Source organism: Pseudomonas sp. CK-NBRI-02 (genome assembly GCF_008124495.1).
In the GTDB taxonomy this organism is placed as follows: Bacteria; Pseudomonadota; Gammaproteobacteria; order Pseudomonadales; family Pseudomonadaceae; genus Aquipseudomonas; species Aquipseudomonas guariconensis.
This window is the reverse complement of the sequence record NZ_VSJH01000039.1, coordinates 188,978-205,220: the sequence shown is the minus strand read 5'-3', so window position 1 is coordinate 205,220 and position 16,243 is coordinate 188,978. Positions and strand designations below refer to the sequence as shown.

The 16,243-nt window shown below is 63.9% G+C and carries 13 protein-coding genes; 7 read left to right on the top strand and 6 right to left on the bottom strand.

The window, feature by feature from the left end; genetic code table 11:
- Positions 1-74: 74 nt before the first annotated feature.
- The 7 genes from DQ397_RS22180 (at position 75) to pcaC (ending at position 6,945) form a co-directional block, all read left to right on the top strand.
- Positions 75-935, top strand: coding sequence for a CoA transferase subunit A (locus tag DQ397_RS22180; RefSeq protein WP_043206410.1), 861 nt, complete (start codon positions 75-77; stop codon positions 933-935).
- On the top strand, positions 932-1,711 hold the full coding sequence (locus DQ397_RS22175) for a CoA-transferase subunit beta (protein WP_043206411.1): 780 nt from the start codon (positions 932-934) through the stop codon (positions 1,709-1,711). The genes DQ397_RS22180 and DQ397_RS22175 overlap by 4 nt, the downstream gene beginning before the upstream one ends.
- Positions 1,708-2,913 (top strand): 3-oxoadipyl-CoA thiolase, encoded by a 1,206-nt coding sequence (gene pcaF / locus DQ397_RS22170; protein ID WP_178113812.1) that lies wholly within the window; start codon positions 1,708-1,710, stop codon positions 2,911-2,913. The genes DQ397_RS22175 and pcaF overlap by 4 nt, the downstream gene beginning before the upstream one ends.
- Positions 2,914-3,087: 174 nt before the next feature.
- Positions 3,088-4,377, top strand: a complete 1,290-nt coding sequence (locus DQ397_RS22165; protein WP_043206413.1) for an MFS family transporter — start codon at positions 3,088-3,090, stop codon at positions 4,375-4,377.
- 9 nt (positions 4,378-4,386) lie between these two features.
- The gene (locus DQ397_RS22160; RefSeq protein WP_043206415.1) at positions 4,387-5,739 is read left to right on the top strand and encodes a 3-carboxy-cis,cis-muconate cycloisomerase; all 1,353 of its coding nucleotides are present in this window, start codon (positions 4,387-4,389) and stop codon (positions 5,737-5,739) included.
- Between the two features lie 11 nt (positions 5,740-5,750).
- Positions 5,751-6,542, top strand: coding sequence for a 3-oxoadipate enol-lactonase (pcaD, locus tag DQ397_RS22155; RefSeq protein ID WP_043206416.1), 792 nt, complete (start codon positions 5,751-5,753; stop codon positions 6,540-6,542).
- Positions 6,543-6,552: 10 nt separating this feature from the next.
- Positions 6,553-6,945 (top strand): 4-carboxymuconolactone decarboxylase, encoded by a 393-nt coding sequence (gene pcaC, locus DQ397_RS22150; RefSeq protein WP_043206417.1) that lies wholly within the window; start codon positions 6,553-6,555, stop codon positions 6,943-6,945.
- Between the two features lie 43 nt (positions 6,946-6,988).
- Here the strand turns inward: pcaC and DQ397_RS22145 are convergent, their stop codons facing one another.
- The 6 genes from DQ397_RS22145 to ttgA form a co-directional block, all read right to left on the bottom strand.
- Positions 6,989-7,513 carry a DUF962 domain-containing protein gene (locus tag DQ397_RS22145; RefSeq protein ID WP_043206418.1) on the bottom strand — a complete coding sequence of 175 codons (525 nt, stop codon included), beginning with the start codon at positions 7,511-7,513 and terminating at the stop codon, positions 6,989-6,991.
- A 151-nt stretch (positions 7,514-7,664) separates the two neighbouring features.
- Positions 7,665-8,594, bottom strand: coding sequence for a LysR family transcriptional regulator (locus DQ397_RS22140; protein WP_043206420.1), 930 nt, complete (start codon positions 8,592-8,594; stop codon positions 7,665-7,667).
- A gap of 190 nt (positions 8,595-8,784) precedes the next feature.
- On the bottom strand, positions 8,785-10,038 hold the full coding sequence (locus DQ397_RS22135) for an OprD family porin (protein ID WP_043206421.1): 1,254 nt from the start codon (positions 10,036-10,038) through the stop codon (positions 8,785-8,787).
- A 260-nt stretch (positions 10,039-10,298) separates the two neighbouring features.
- Positions 10,299-11,753, bottom strand: coding sequence for an AdeC/AdeK/OprM family multidrug efflux complex outer membrane factor (locus DQ397_RS22130; protein ID WP_043206422.1), 1,455 nt, complete (start codon positions 11,751-11,753; stop codon positions 10,299-10,301).
- Positions 11,750-14,902 carry a multidrug efflux RND transporter permease subunit TtgB gene (gene ttgB / locus DQ397_RS22125; protein ID WP_043206423.1) on the bottom strand — a complete coding sequence of 1,051 codons (3,153 nt, stop codon included), beginning with the start codon at positions 14,900-14,902 and terminating at the stop codon, positions 11,750-11,752. Before ttgB ends, DQ397_RS22130 begins: the two co-directional genes overlap by 4 nt.
- A 3-nt stretch (positions 14,903-14,905) precedes the next feature.
- Positions 14,906-16,060: a toluene efflux RND transporter periplasmic adaptor subunit TtgA gene (ttgA, locus tag DQ397_RS22120; RefSeq protein ID WP_043206424.1), complete on the bottom strand. Its 1,155-nt coding sequence runs from the start codon at positions 16,058-16,060 to the stop codon at positions 14,906-14,908.
- Positions 16,061-16,243: the final 183 nt, after the last annotated feature.

Here is a 16,243-nt window from a genome sequence, read left to right as displayed (position 1 = left end):
TTAATCTGAGCCCATCGCAGCGATGCATCGGCCCGCTGCTCCCTGACCCGACTCGTCCTGACCAGGAGTCTCCAATGGCAGCAATCCTCTCGCTTCATGATGCCGTGAAGCAATTCATCCAGGATGGCGACACCGTCGCCCTCGAAGGTTTCACCCACCTGATCCCGACCGCCGCCGGCCATGAGATCATCCGTCAGAACAAGCGGGACCTGACCTTGGTGCGCATGACCCCGGACCTGATCTACGACCAATTGATCGGTGCCGGTTGCGCGCGCAAGTTGATCTTCTCCTGGGGCGGGAACCCCGGTGTGGGCTCGCTGCACCGCCTGCGCGATGCGGTGGAAAAACACTGGCCTCACGCCATCGAAATCGAAGAGCACAGCCACGCCGACCTGGCCAATGCCTACGTCGCCGGTGCTTCGGGCTTGCCCTTTGCCGTGCTGCGCGCCTACGCAGGTTCCGACCTGCCGAAGGTCAACCCGCTGATCAAGAGCGTGACCTGCCCGTTCACCGGCGAAGTACTCGCCGCCGTGCCTTCGGTGCGCCCGGATGTCACCGTGATCCACGCACAAAAAGCCGACCGCAAGGGCAACGTACTGCTCTGGGGCATCCTGGGCGTGCAGAAGGAAGCGGCCCTGGCGGCCAAGCGCTGCATCGTCACGGTCGAGGAAATCGTCGATGACCTGCAGGCCCCGATGAACGCCTGTGTACTGCCGACCTGGGCGCTCAGCGCCGTATGTCTGGTGCCCGGCGGCGCCCATCCGTCCTACGCCCATGGTTACTACGAGCGCGACAACCGCTTCTACCAAGCCTGGGACCCGATTGCGCGCAACCGTGAGTCGTTCACTGCCTGGATCGACACCTACATCCGTGGCACCGCTGACTTCAATGAATTCAAGGCCAAGCTGGCCAGCACCGCGGAGGCTGCGCAATGAACTATTCCACTTCCGAGATGATGACTGTCGCCGCAGCCCGTCGCCTGCGTAACGGCGCGGTCTGCTTCGTGGGGATCGGCCTGCCGTCCAAGGCCGCCAACCTGGCACGCCTGACGTCCTCCCCGGACGTGGTGCTGATCTACGAATCCGGCCCGATCGGTGCCAAGCCCAGCGTGTTGCCGCTGTCGATCGGCGACGGCGAGCTGGCTGAAACCGCCGATACCGTAGTGCCAACCGCCGAGATCTTCCGCTATTGGCTGCAAGGCGGGCGCATTGACGTGGGCTTCCTTGGCGCTGCCCAGGTCGACCGCTTCGGCAACATCAACACCACCGTTGTCGGTGACTACCACGCGCCCAAGACGCGCCTGCCGGGTGCTGGCGGCGCACCGGAGATCGCCGGTTCCGCCAAGCAGGTGCTGATCATCCTCAAGCAGTCGCCTCGTGCGTTCGTCGAGAAACTGGACTTCATCACGTCGGTCGGTCACGGCGAGGGCGGCGATTCGCGCAAACGCCTGGGCCTGCCGGGCGAGGGCCCGGTCGGGATCATCACCGACCTGTGCATCATGGAACCGGAAGCCGGCACCCATGAGTTCGTGGTCACCTCGATTCATCCAGGCGTGACCCGCGAGCAGATCATTGCCGCCACCGGTTGGCCGATCCGCTTTGCCGACAGCGTGCAGACCACCGATGCCCCCACCGAGGTCGAGCTGGGCGCGCTGCGCGACCTTGAGGCCCGTACCGCCGCCGCCCATGGCCAGACGGCAGGAGAAGCCTGATGCGTGACGTATTCATCTGCGACGCCATCCGCACCCCCATCGGCCGCTTCGGCGGCGCCTTGGCCGGCGTGCGTGCCGATGACCTGGCGGCGGTGCCGCTCAAGGCATTGATCGAGCGCAACCCGCAGGTCGACTGGACGCAGCTCGACGAAGTGTTCCTGGGCTGTGCCAACCAGGCCGGCGAGGATAACCGTAACGTGGCGCGCATGGCGTTGCTGCTGGCCGGCCTGCCTCAAAGCGTTCCGGGCGTGACCCTCAACCGCCTGTGTGCCTCGGGAATGGATGCTGTCGGCACCGCGTTCCGCGCCATCGCCAGCGGCGAGATGGAGCTGGCCATCGCTGGCGGGGTGGAGTCCATGTCCCGTGCTCCTTTCGTCATGGGCAAGGCCGAGAGCGGCTACTCGCGCAACATGAAGCTTGAGGACACCACCATCGGCTGGCGCTTCATCAACCCGCTGATGAAGGCCCAGTACGGCGTGGATGCCATGCCCGAGACGGCCGACAACGTGGCGGACGACTATCAGGTTTCGCGCGCCGACCAGGACGCTTTCGCCCTGCGCAGCCAGAAGAAGGCTGCGGCAGCCCAGGCGGCTGGGTTCTTCGCCGAAGAGATCGTACCGGTGCGTATCGTTCACAAGAAGGGCGAGACCCTGGTCGAGCAGGACGAGCACCTGCGCCCGGAGACCACCCTGGAGGCTCTGGCCAAGCTCAAACCGGTCAATGGCCCGGACAAGACGGTCACTGCCGGCAACGCTTCGGGCGTCAACGACGGCGCAGCCGCGTTGATCCTGGCGTCGGCTGAAGCGGTGAAAAAGCACGGCCTCACCCCGCGTGCACGGGTGCTGGGCATGGCCAGCGCCGGTGTGGCGCCTCGGGTGATGGGAATCGGTCCGGTGCCTGCGGTGCGCAAGTTGACGGAGCGGCTGGGCATTGCGGTGACAGATTTCGATGTCATCGAGCTGAACGAAGCCTTCGCCAGCCAGGGCCTGGCCGTACTGCGCGAGCTGGGCGTCGCCGATGACGCCCCTCAGGTCAACCCCAACGGCGGGGCCATTGCCTTGGGCCATCCGCTGGGCATGAGCGGGGCCCGCCTGGTGCTGACCGCACTGCATCAGTTGGAGAAGCGCGGCGGGCGCAAAGGCCTGGCGACCATGTGCGTGGGCGTTGGGCAGGGGCTGGCATTGGCGATCGAGCGCGTTTGATCGGGTGTTTGGACCCATCGCGGGGAAATCGGAGCGGCGGTTTAGCGCTCCGATTTACCCGCGAATAGGGACTGCCGGAACCTCGCTCCACGTAAGGTGCAGGCCGGGCTGCGGAACGAGACTGTTACTGGGTGTGTCTAGACTTAGCAATGGCCTTCCAGGAGTAAGCACGTCATGACCTCTAGCTATTACACAGGCGAAGAACGCAGTAAGCGCATCTTCGCGATCGTCGGTGCCTCCTCGGGCAACCTGGTGGAATGGTTCGACTTCTACGTCTATGCCTTCTGCGCGATCTACTTCGCCCCGGCGTTCTTCCCTTCGGACGATCCCACCGTGCAGTTGCTCAATACTGCTGGGGTGTTCGCCGCAGGCTTCCTGATGCGTCCGATCGGAGGTTGGATCTTCGGCCGTCTGGCTGACCGCCATGGGCGCAAGAATTCCCTGATGATCTCGGTGCTGATGATGTGCGGCGGCTCGCTGATCATCGCTTGTCTGCCTACCTATGCGAGCATCGGCACCTGGGCGCCGGCCCTCCTGTTGCTGGCGCGGCTGATCCAGGGCCTGTCGGTGGGCGGTGAATACGGCACTACCGCGACCTACATGAGTGAAGTGGCACTGCGCGGGCAGCGCGGCTTCTTTGCCTCTTTCCAGTACGTCACGCTGATCGGTGGGCAGTTGCTGGCGGTGCTGGTGGTGGTGATCCTGCAGCAGTTGCTGACCGAGGATGAGCTGCGTGCCTATGGCTGGCGTATCCCGTTCGTGGTGGGCGCCATCGCCGCGCTGATCTCGCTGATGCTGCGCCGTTCGCTGAAAGAGACCAGCAGCGCCGAAACCCGCCAGGACAAAGAGGCCGGCACCATCAGCGGGCTGTTCCGTAACCACGCCGCGGCGTTCATCACCGTGCTGGGCTATACCGCCGGCGGTTCGCTGATCTTCTACACCTTCACCACGTACATGCAGAAGTTCCTGGTCAACACCGCCGGGATGAACGCCAAGAGCGCCAGCTTCGTGATGACCGGGGCGCTGTTCCTATTCATGATCCTGCAGCCGCTGTTCGGCATGTTGTCCGACCGCATTGGCCGGCGTAACTCGATGATGTTGTTCGGCGCCTTGGGGACGCTGTTCACCGTGCCACTGCTGATGGCGCTCAAGACCGTGACCAGCCCATTGCTGGCCTTCGTCCTGGTGACGCTGGCGCTGTGCATCGTCAGTTTCTACACCTCGATCAGCGGCCTGGTGAAAGCCGAGATGTTCCCCACGCAAGTGCGTGCCTTGGGCGTCGGCCTGGCTTATGCGGTGGCCAACGCGGTATTCGGCGGTTCAGCCGAATACGTGGCCCTGGGCTTGAAAACCCTGGGAATGGAGAACACCTTCTACTGGTACGTGACCGCCATGATGGCGGTGGCCTTCCTGTTCAGTCTGCGCCTGCCGAAGCAGGCTGCGTACCTGCACCATGATCATTAAGGACGTTGCATGACCCACCAGCTCTTCGACGTTTACTTCACAGCGCCCGCCATGCGCGAGATCTTCTGCGATCGCGGTCGCCTGCAGGGCATGCTCGATTTCGAGGCTGCCCTGGCGCGCGCCGAAGCGGCCGTCGGGCTGGTACCGCACAGTGCCGTGGCGGCCATCGAGACCGCCTGCCATGCCGAGCGCTATGACATCCGCGCCCTAGCCGAGGCCATCGCCACGGCGGGCAACTCGGCGATTCCCTTGGTGAAGGCCTTGGGCAAAGTGATCGCCAGCGGCGTACCGGAGGCCGAGCGTTACGTTCACCTGGGCGCGACCAGCCAGGACGCGATGGATACCGGTCTGGTGCTGCAACTACGCGATGCCCTGGCGCTGATCGAGGCCGATCTTGCCAAGCTGGCCGAGACCCTGGCGCGCCAGGCCCTGCTACATGCCGATACCCCTTTGGTAGGGCGCACTTGGTTGCAACACGCCACGCCCGTCACCCTGGGCATGAAGCTGGCCGGTGTGCTGGGCGCGTTGACCCGCCATCGTCAGCGTCTTGCAGAACTGCGTCCACGGCTGCTGTGCCTGCAGTTCGGCGGTGCTTCCGGCAGTCTTGCGGCCTTGGGCAGCAAGGCTCTGCCGGTCGCTGAAGGGCTTGCTGCGGACCTGGGCCTGAGCCTGCCCGAGCAACCCTGGCATACCCAGCGCGATAGGCTGGTGGAGTTCGCCTCGGTACTGGGGCTGGTGGCCGGCACGTTGGGCAAATTCGGGCGCGATGTGAGCTTGCTGATGCAGACCGAGGCGGGGGAGGTGTTCGAGCCCTCCGCGCCGGGCAAGGGCGGCTCTTCGACCATGCCGCACAAACGCAACCCGGTAGGCGCCGCGGTGCTGATCGGCGCCGCCACGCGGGTGCCGGGCTTGGTATCGACGATGTACGCCGCCATGCCTCAGGAACACGAGCGTAGCCTGGGCCTGTGGCACGCCGAATGGGAAACCCTGCCGGAAATCTGCTGCCTGGTGTCCGGCGCCCTGCGCCAGGCCCAGGTGATCGCCGAGGGCATGGAGGTCGATGCTACGCGCATGCGCCGCAATCTGGATTTGACCCAGGGCCTGGTGCTGGCCGAGGCGGTGAGCATCGTCCTGGCCCAGCGCCTGGGGCGTGATCGCGCCCACCATCTGCTAGAGGACTGTTGCCAACGTGCGGTGGCCGAGCAGCGCCATCTGCGCGCGGTGCTGGGCGAGGACGCGCAAGTCAGCGCCGAGCTGAGCGCCGAAGAACTCGACCGTCTGCTCGACCCAGCCCACTACCTGGGCCAGGCCCGCGTCTGGGTGGCGCGGGCCGTGGCCGAACATCAACGTTTCACTGCCTGAAGGAGACCGCTGTGGCGCTACTGCAACTGGCCGATGGCGTATTGAACTACCAACTCGACGGCCCAGAGCACGCCCCGGTGCTGGTGTTGTCCAACTCGCTGGGTACCGACCTGCACATGTGGGACACCCAGATTCCGGCGTGGTCCGAGCATTTTCGCGTGTTGCGCTACGACACTCGTGGTCATGGCGGCTCGCAGGTCACCGAAGGCCCTTACCGCATCGAACAGCTAGGCCGCGATGTGCTGGCGCTGCTCGATGCGCTGGATATCCCGCAGGCCCACTTCGTCGGCCTGTCCATGGGCGGCCTGATCGGCCAGTGGCTGGGCATCAATGCCGGCCACCGCCTACTCAGCCTGACCCTGTGCAACACTGCGGCCAAGATCGCCAACGACGAAGTGTGGAACACCCGTATCGACACGGTGCTCAAGGGCGGTCAGCAGGCGATGGTCGATTTGCGTGATGCCTCTATCGCGCGCTGGTTCACCCCAGGATTTGCCCAGGCCCAACCCGATCAGGCTCAACGTATCTGCCAGATGCTCGCGCAGACTTCCCCTCAGGGGTACGCGGCCAATTGCGCCGCGGTGCGTGATGCGGATTTTCGTGAGCAACTGGTCAGCGTCAAGGTGCCGACCCTGATCGTCGCGGGGACCGAGGATGTGGTGACCACCCCGGAACACGGTCGCTTCATGCAGGCGCAGATCCAGGGGGCAGCCTATGTGGAGTTTGCTGCGGCGCACCTGTCCAATGTCGAGATCGGCGCACCGTTCACCCGCCGGGTGCTCGATTTTCTGCTGACCTGCTGAGGAATTGGCGATGGATGAGAAACAACGCTACGAGGCAGGCATGCAGGTGCGCCGCGCCGTACTTGGCGATGCCCATGTGGACCGCAGCCTGGAAAAGCTCAACGACTTCAATGGCGAGTTCCAGGAGATGATCACCCGGCATGCCTGGGGCGATATCTGGACGCGCCCGGGTTTGCCCCGGCATACCCGCAGCCTGATCACCATCGCGATGCTGATCGGCATGAACCGCAACGAGGAGCTCAAGCTGCACCTGCGTGCGGCCGCCAATAACGGCGTGACGCGAGAGCAGATCAAGGAAGTGATCATGCAGAGTGCGATCTATTGCGGGATCCCGGCGGCCAATGCCACCTTCCACCTGGCTGAGTCGGTGTGGGATGAGCTGGGGGTCGAGTCGCGGCAGTGAAACCTGGCGGGGTCGCATTGCGGCCCCTCGCAGGTGTGTGACGTCAGGCTGCCGCTTTCTTCTGGCGCACCGCCACCGGACCTGCCTTGGTTTCCACGGCGCGCTTGAGCGCCGGACACAGCCCCAGCATGAACGCCAGCTCCGCCACCACGAACAGCGGCCCGATGATCAGCCCGCTGATATCGTCCACGAACGCCGGCTTGCGGCCTTCGTAATAATGGCCGACGAACTGGATGATCCAGCCCACCACGAAGGCGCCGAGCCCGGCGCTCAGCCACAGCCCGGTGGCCTGTACCGCAAGTGTCTGGCCAACCCACAGGCACCCGCCCAGTAACGCGCCCATCACCAGCCCGAAGCGCACATCCAGACGCAGGTAGAACCACACCGAGGCGGCGGCGACCAGCAGCGCCGGGGAAAGCCACACCCCCAGCATTGAGCCGCCGGGGCGTGACAGCAGGATGGTCACCGCCAGCACGATCAGCGGAATCCCGACGAAATGGGTGGCGATATTGCGTGGGTCACGGTGGTAGCTGGCGTACTGGCTCAGGTGGTCAACGAGGGTTTTCATTGTTGTTACTCCCTGGGGGCCTGATTGGCTGATGCCTGTCCCGGCGTTTTCGCAGGTTTCCCTGCGAAAGGGCTTGTCTGAGCATAGCGCCCGGACATCATGGCCGGAACCTGGTGCAGGTGATGGCCTGTTATCACCGCAGCGAATGGCGTTACCCCAGGCTGCGGGCGGAGGGCTGTGCGGGCGTGTCGAGTCTCACCAGGGTCTCGATCATGGCCCGCGCCGCAGGCGACAGCCGGTAGCCACTGCGGCTGATCACCCCACATCGCACGCTCAGCACCTCCAGCCCTGGCGGCAGGTTGCGCCAGTGCAGCCGAACCAGGCGGCCGGCTGCCAGGTCCTCGGCGATCGCCTCTTCGCTGGCGTTGCCGATGGCGTCGCTGGCCAGCACGACACTGCGCAGCACGGCCAAGTGTTCGGTTTGCAGGTGAGGCGTGAAGTCGCTGCGCCCACTCAAGTTGGCCAGTCGTTTGCGCACACCGGAAACGAGCAGGGCGCTGGCCAGTGGATAGGCGAACAGGTCGTTGGTCGACAGGCTGTCCTTGGCCAGCAAGGGGTGCCCGGGGCGGCAGAAGAACAGGCCAGGGCGTGGCGTCAGCGGTTCGGTATGAAAGTACGGGTCGGCCTCGAAGGGGCGGATGTCATCGACGAAGAACTCTATTTGCTCACGGCGCAGTGCCTGGCCCAGCTGCTCTGCGTTGTTCACTTGCAAGCGGGTGAGGATCCCTGGGTGGGTCTGGATGAAATGGCGCAGAGCCTCGGGCACCAGACGCGCAGCCAGGGCCGGCCCGCTGCCGAAATGCAGCTCGCCGGCGTCGAGCTTGGTCATCTGGAGCACATCGTTGCTCAACTGCGCGGCACCCTGGACCAGTCGCCTGGCATGTTGCAGTACCACCTGCCCTTCAGGGGTGGGCTGCAGCGCCTTGCTGGCGCGGTCGACAAGCGGGCAACCCAAGGTCTGCTCCAGGCCCTGGATGGCGCGGCTGAAGGCCGGCTGGGTAATGCCCATGGCTTCGGCGGCGCGAACGAAACTGCGATATTCGGTCAGGGCAATGAAGTAGCGCAGTTGGCGAAGGTCCATGTTCGGGCTCTGGTGCGGGGATCAGGGCTCGGTTTTAGCGGGTTGTTACATATAGCGTCAAAGAATGTTATTTGATTTAGTTATTCTTTTTGGCTATTTGCCGGTGATCAGACGATGCGCGGTGTGAACCCGCTCCCACAAAGTCGACGGTGATCTTTGTTGGAGCGGGTTTACCCGCGAAGTGTCCTGGCTAGAGCAGGTTCAGCGGGTAGCTGATGATCAGTCGATTCTCGTCGAACGCGTTGGTGCTGAAATCCCGGCGCATGGTGGAGTTGCGCCATTTAAGCGACAGGTCCTTGAAGGAACCGGCCTGGATCACGTAGGCAAGCTCGGTTTCCCGCGCCCACTCCTTGCCGTCGGTGACGCCGCCGGCCTGCACATTGTCGCCTTTGATGTAGCGGTTCATCAGGGTTAGCCCGGGCACGCCGAGGGCGACGAAGTTGAAGTCGTGTCGCACCTGCCAGGAGCGCTCTTTGGCGTTGTCGAAGCTTGAGTTGTAGCTGTCGTTGGCCAGGGTGCCACCGCTGGTCCCGTTGACCCGCATCCAGGCGTCGTCACCGCTGACCTTCTGCAGGCCCAGGTAGAACGTATGACCCTGGTAGCGTGCCGAGAGCATGGCTGAGGCGGTGCGGTTGTCCAATTTGCCAGCGCGCTCGGCACCGTCCTCGCCGCCGACGAAATAACCGAGGTTGGCGCCCAGGGTCCAGTCGCCCAGAGGCTGGCTGTGCACCAGGTTGACGTACTGTTGGCGGTAGATGTCCTTGAGCTGGGCATTCCACAGGCCAACCAGCGTGCGCTTGTCGTTGAAGGTGTATTCGCCGCCGGCGAAGTTGAACCGGTCGGAGGTGAAGGCGGCGCGGCCATTGAGCGACATGTCTTCCATGCTGGCGTCGTTGCGCGGGCTGTTGCCACGGAACTGGCCGGCATACAGGGTCAGCCCGGCGATCTCCTGGGAGGTGAGCTGGCCGCCGCGGAAGGTTTGTGGCAGTGAGCGGCCATCGTCCGAGCGCAGGATCGGTAGCACGGGCATCCATTCACCGACCTTCAGTTCGGTCTGCGACGCCTTGGCTTTGAGCGCGATGCCAAGGCGGCCGAAATCATCGGCGGGGCGGCCGTCGTCGTGCACGGGCAGCAGGTGAGTGCCGGTTGTGCCTTTGCCGCCATCGAGCTTGATCGAATACAGCCCGAGCACGTCCACGCCGAAACCGACGGTGCCCTGGGTGAAGCCGGAGCGGGCATCGAGGATGAAGCTCTGGGTCCATTCCTCGGCTTTGCTCTGGCGATTGGCCGGGTCGACGAAGTTGCGGTTGATGTAGAAGTTGCGCAGGTTGAGGGTGGCCTTGGCGCCTTCCACGAAACCGCTTTCAGCGGCCAGGGAGGGCAGGGCGCAGGACAGGGCCAACAGGCCGGGCAGCAGTTGGCGTGCGGGTTGCAAAGTGCTCATCGGTTGCGGATCTCTTGTTTTTATTCGGGCGAGCCGGTGCGCTGCGGGTGCGGGCCGCAGGGTGTGGCGTCTTTTGTGAGAGCGTGTGCAACGTTGCGTGGGCGATGGTGCGGTGCAAGGTGAGGGTGAGGCAATTCGCCCAATGCGGAACGGGGCGATTATCGAACGGAATGTCGACGTGGTTAATTCGGGGGCGCGGTGGGGCTGTCCCATAAAAAAAGCCCACCGCGAGGGTGGGCTTGATACTGCTAGCGGGTCGCTCAGCCTTTCGGTGTTTCCACCGAAGCCTGCTGGTTGGCCTGCCCGGTCTGCTCGTACCAGCCGCCACCGAGGGCCTTGTACAGGTTGACCTCGCTGACCAGCTGCGAGAGCCGGTCGTTGATCAGCGACTGCTGCGAACTGAACAGGTTGCGCTGGGCATCGAGGAAGGTCAGGTTGCTGTCGATCCCAATGCGGTAGCGGCGCTCGGCCAGGCGGTAGTAGTCCTGGTTGGCGGCCACCAGGTCGCGCTGGGCCTGCAGCTGCTCCTCGAAGGTCTTGCGTGCGGCCAGGCCATCGGAGACTTCCTGGAAGGCGGTCTGGATGGTCTTTTCGTACTTGGCGACGTTGATGTCCTTCTGGATCTTCGAGTAGTCCAGGCTCGCTTTCAGGCTGCCGGCGTTGAAGATCGGCAGGTTGATCTGCGGCTGGAACAGCCAAGTGCCCGACCCGCCCTTGAACAGCCCGCCCATGTCCGGGCTCAGGGTGCCGGCGTTGGCGGTCAGGCTGATGCTCGGGAAGAACGCAGCGCGGGCCGCGCCGATATTGGCGTTGGCGGCTTTGAGTAGGTGCTCGGCTTCCTGGATGTCCGGACGCCGTTGCAGCAGATCCGATGGCAGGCCGGCCGGGACCTCGGCCAGTTGATCGGCGTCGAGCTGAAGCGGTGCCGGCAGGTCAGCCGGCACGCCAGTGCCCAGCAGCACGGTCAGGCTGTTCAGGTCCTGGGCGACCAGGCGCTGGTACTGCGCGAGTTTGACCCGCGCGCCTTCAACGGCGGTGCGGGCCTGGCTCACATCGAGCGCTGAGGCAACACCCACCTCATTGCTACGGCGGGTGAGGTTGTAGCTTTCGACGTAGGTCTTGAGGGTCTCTTCGGTCAGCTTGAGCTGCGCTTGGTCGGCCTGCCAGGTGTAGTAGGCATTGGCCACGCTGGCGACCAGGCTGATTTGCGTGGAGCGGCGGGCCTGCTCGCTGGAGAGGTAGGTCTCCAAGGCCTGCTCGGTGAGGCTGCGCACACGGCCGAACAAGTCCAGCTCATAGGCGCTGACACCCAGGGTGGCCGAGTACTGGCTGGTGATGCCCGCTTCGCCGGTCTGCGACATGTTCGCCGGTACCCGCTGGCGGCTGCCGCTGCCATTGGCCGATACCGCCGGGAACAGGTCGGCCCGCTGGATGCGGTACTGGGCCCGGTAGGCATCGATGTTCAGGGCGGCGACGCGCAGGTCGCGGTTGTTGACCAGCGCGGTCTGGATCAGCTGCTGCAGCGCAGGATCATGGAAGAACTGACGCCAGCCCTGCTCGGCCGCGGCTACGTCGGCCGACTGGGTCGGCGAGTACGCAGGGCCTTGCGGCCACTGCGCCGCCACTGGCGATTCAGGGGGCTGGTAGTCAGGGATCAGCGAGCAGCCGCCAAGGATGAAAGCGGTTACCGCCAGGGATAACAAAGACTTGGTCATTGCCCAGCCTCATAACGAGTAGTTTCAGGGGTGGCGTCGGATTCAGGCTTCTTGCTGCCGAACAGCGACGACACTGCAACGAAGAACAGCGGTACCCAGAAGATGGCCAGCACGGTCGCACTGATCATACCGCCGATCACCCCGGTGCCGATGGCGTGCTGGCTGCCCGAGCCTGCGCCGCTGGCGATGGTCAACGGTACCACGCCGAGGATGAACGCCAGCGAGGTCATGATGATTGGGCGCAGACGCATGCGGCAGGCCTCGATGGCTGCGTCATACAGGCTGCGGCCCTGCTCGTGCAGTTCCTTGGCGAATTCGACGATCAGGATCGCGTTCTTCGCCGCCAGGCCGATAGTGGTCAGCAGGCCGACCAGGAAGTACACGTCGTTGGACAACCCGCGCAGGCTGGCGGCGATCAGCGCACCGATGATACCCAGCGGTACGACCAGCACGACGGCGATCGGAATCGACCAGCTTTCGTACAGCGCTGCCAGGCACAGGAACACGAACAGGACCGAGAGGGCGAACAGCGCCGGCATCTGCGAGCCGGAGAGTTTCTCCTCGTAGGACATGCCGGTCCAGGAATAGCCGATGCCAGCTGGCAGTTCGCCCGCGATGCGCTCGACCTCGGCCATGGCTTCGCCGGTACTGTAGCCCGGTGCCGGGGCACCGAGGATTTCGACCGCTTCCACACCGTTGTAGCGCGAGAGCTTCGGCGAGCCATAGCTCCATTCGCCCTTGGCGAAGGAGGAGAACGGCACCATCTCGCCCGCGCCATTGCGCACGTACCACTTCTGCAGGTCTTCCGGGCTCATCCGGGCGCTTGGTTCGCCCTGGATGTACACCTTCTTGACCCGACCGCGGTCGATGAAGTCGTTGACGTAGTTGCCGCCCAGGGCGATCGACAGGGTGGCGTTGATGTCGGCGATGGTCACGCCCAAGGCGCTGGCACGTTCGTCATCGATGATCAGCTGGTACTGCGGCTCGTCGTTCAGGCCGTTCGGACGCACCGCGGTGAGCACCTTGCTCTGGGCGGCCTTGGCCAGGAACTGGTTGCGTGCTTCCATCAGTTTCGCGTGGCCGACACCGGCGCGGTCCTGGAGGAACACGTCGAAGCCGGTGGCGTTACCCAGTTCGAGTACCGCAGGTGGCGCGAAGGCGAACACCATGGCGTCACGGAAGCTGAAGAAGTGCTGCTGGGCGCGGGCCGCGAGGTTGAACACGCTGTTTTCCGCCGAGCGTTCGTCCCATGGCTTGAGCATGATGAAGGCCATGCCCGAGCTCTGGCCGCGGCCAGCGAAGTTGAAGCCGTTCACGGTGAAGACCGAGGAGACGGTGTCAGCTTCGTCCTTGAGCAGGTACTCGCGCATCTGGTCGACGACCACCTGGGTACGTTGGGCACTGGAGCCGGCCGGGGTCTGGACCTGGGCAAACAGCACGCCTTGGTCTTCCTCGGGCAGGAACGCGGTGGGAATGCGCATGAACAGCCAGACCATGCCGACCACGATCAGGGCGTAGGCCAACAGGAACGGGAACTTGTTGCGCAGGATGCCGCCGACGCTGCGCTCATAGCCTTGCACGCTGCGGTCGAAGTTGCGGTTGAACCAGCCGAAGAAGCCGCGCTTGGCCACATGATGCTCGCCCTTTTTCAGGGGTTTGAGCATGGTGGCGCACAGTGCCGGGGTGAAGATCAGCGCCACCAGCACCGACAGGCCCATGGCCGAAACGATGGTGATGGAGAACTGACGGTAGATCACACCAGTGGAGCCGCCGAAGAAAGCCATCGGCAGCAGTACCGCCGACAGCACCAGGGCGATACCCACCAGGGCACCCTGGATCTGTTCCATGGAGCGCTTGGTGGCCTCCTTGGGCGGCAAGCCCTCTTCGGACATGACCCGCTCGACGTTCTCCACCACGACGATGGCGTCGTCCACCAGCAAGCCGATGGCCAGGACCATGGCGAACATGGTCAGGGTGTTGATGCTAAAGCCCGCGGCGGCAAGGATGCCGAAGGTACCCAGCAACACCACCGGTACGGTCATGGTGGTGATGATGGTGGCGCGGAAGTTCTGCAGGAACAGGTACATCACCAGGAACACCAGGACCACCGCCTCGATCAGCGTGTGGATCACGCCGCTGATGGATTCAGTGACCACCGGAGTGGTGTCGTAAGGGAACACGGCCTTCACGCCCGGCGGGAAGAACGGCTCCAGGTCGCTGATGGTCTTGCGCAGCGCCTTGGCGGTATCCAGGGCGTTGGCCCCGGTGGCCAGCTTGATCGCCAGGCCCGAGGCCGGGAAACCGTTGTACTGGGCGCTGATGGCGTAGTTCTCACCGCCCAGGCCGACCTTGGCGACATCGCTCAGGCGCACCTGGGAGCCGTCGCTGTTGACCTTGAGCAGGATCTTTTCGAACTGCTCGGCGGTCTGCAGGCGGGTCTTGCCGATGATGGTGGCGTTGAGCTGGGTACCGGGCATGGCAGGTAGACCGCCGAGCTGACCGGAGGATACCTGCACGTTCTGCGCGCTGACCGCGTTGCGCACGTCGACCGGAGTCAGCTGGAACTTGTTCAGCTTGGCCGGATCGAGCCAGATACGCATGGCGTACTGGGCACCGAACACCTGGAAGTCACCCACGCCGGCAGTCCGCGAGATCGGATCCTGCATGTTGGAGACGATGTAGTTGGACAGGTCGTCCTTGGTCATGCTGCCGTCTTCGGACACCAGGCCGATCACCAACAGGAAGTTCTTCACTGCCTTGGTGACGCGGATACCTTGCTGCTGCACTTCCTGCGGCAGCAGCGGGGTAGCCAGGTTCAGCTTGTTCTGCACCTGGACCTGCGCGGTATCAGGGTTGGTGCCCTGCTCGAAGGTGGCGGTGATGGTCATGCTGCCATCGGAGTTGCTCTCCGAGGAGACATAACGCAGGTTGTCGATACCGTTGAGCTGCTGCTCGATGACCTGTACCACGGTGTCCTGCACCGTTTGCGCCGAGGCGCCCGGATAGGTCACGGCGATCGCGATGGCCGGCGGTGCGATGCTCGGATACTGGTTGATCGGCAGCTTCAGGATGGAGAGCGCGCCGACCAGCATGATGACCAAGGCGATCACCCAGGCGAAGATCGGGCGATCGATAAAGAACTTCGACATGGTTTACTCCGCTTTGGCGTCTACTTTCGCAGTGCTGGCCTGGTCTGGGCTGCCTGGCTTCTTGACGTTGGTGGCTTCGCTGACCTTGACCTCGACACCAGGGCGCACGAACTGCAGCCCTTCGGTGATGAGGCGGTCGCCTGGGTTCAGGCCTTCCTCGATCAGCCAGTCGCTGCCCAGGGTACGACTGGCCTTGAGCTGGCGCAGTTCGACCTTGTTTTCCTGGTTGACCACCAGCGCGGTGGGGGTGCCCTTCAGGTCACGGGTCACGCCCTGTTGTGGTGCCAGGATGGCGTTGGCATTGACCCCGGCCTTCAGGCGGGCGTGAACGAACATGCCCGGCAGCAGGGTGTGGTCAGGGTTGGGGAAGATGGCGCGCAAGGTCACGGAACCGGTGGTTTCGTCGACCGCGACTTCGGAGAACTCCAGGCGACCTTGCTGTTTGAACAGGCTGCCATCCTCAAGCACCAGCTGGACGGAGGCGGCGTTCTCGCCGGCCTTCTGCAACTGGCCGCTTTCCAGGTCGCGTCGCAGCTTGAGCAGCTCGGCGGTGGACTGGGTGACATCGACGTAGATCGGGTCGAGCTGCTGGATGGTGGCCAACGCGTTGGATTGGCCATTGCTCACCAGGGCACCTTCGGTGACGGACGAGCGCCCGACACGACCGCTGATCGGCGCCAGAACCTTGGTGTAGCGCAGATCGATCTGGGCGCTTTTGAGCGAAGCCTCGGCCTGCAATCGTTTGGCATTGGCGTCGTCGTATTCCTGCTTGGAGACAGCCTGCTCGTCGATCAGTTGCTTGTAGCGCTCGGCCAGCGAACGGGTAGCTTGCAGGTTGGCCTGGGCATTGGCCAGGTTGGCTTCGTAGACGGCCGGGTCGATCTGATACAGCTGCTGACCTTCCTTGACGTCACTGCCTTCCTTGAACAGGCGCTTGAGAATGATGCCATTGACCTGTGGGCGGACCTCGGCGACGCGGAAGGCGGTGGTACGCCCCGGTAGCTCGGACGTCAGGGTATAGGCCTGAGGCTGGAGAGTGACAACGCCGACCAGAGGAGCCTGCGCCGCAGGCGCTGCTTCTTCTTTCTTACAGCCACTTAGCAGGGTTGCCAGGGCGACGGCGGAAACCAGGGCGGTGACGGCTGGCTTGAATTGCATAGGATCCTCGGGTCGCTAGAGCAGGGAGACGCTCAAGAATAATTGAAGTGTTTTCAGAAAAGGTGCTATCCGGTGGATAAATAGCTTACTAACGAATATACTTACATTCATGCTTGTTTGTAAATACCGCAGTCAGCCTCGAACGGGCGCTGCGGATCCGTCGAATACTCCCCGGGAGACGCC